Genomic DNA, 371 nt, shown 5'->3' on the forward strand with positions numbered 1-371 from the left:
TATGAGATGCTCTATGGCGTGATGAATGCCGCTTTGGAAGATACGATCAGCACATACAATCTGCCGGCTTGGCCGCAAGATGAAAAACGCAACCGCTTCCTGCTGCACGCAATGGATGCTTACACCGGTCTGACCGAATATCCCGCGCCAATGATGCTGCAACTGGATAGTTTTACCGAAGTGCGCTCTTCCGGCCTGCAGATGACCCGTTCGCCGGGCGCATTCCTGGTGTATTTGGGGTCGGTATTGCTGGTGTTGGGGACGGTGTTTATGTTCTATATTCGTGAAAAACGCGCTTGGCTGCTGTTTTCAGACGGCCGTATCCGTTTTGCCATGTCTTCCAGCCGCAACGAACGCGACTTGCAGAAAGA

At 52.8% G+C, this 371-nt stretch carries 1 protein-coding gene; it reads left to right on the forward strand.

Annotated elements, in window-relative coordinates; all coding sequences use genetic code 11:
- Positions 1 to 371: cytochrome c biogenesis protein ResB (locus ACTHSP_RS22725; RefSeq protein ID WP_440347095.1), on the forward strand; the 371-nt coding region annotated here is incomplete at both ends.

The sequence above is a fragment of the Neisseria sp. P0001.S005 genome (genome assembly GCF_051963715.1).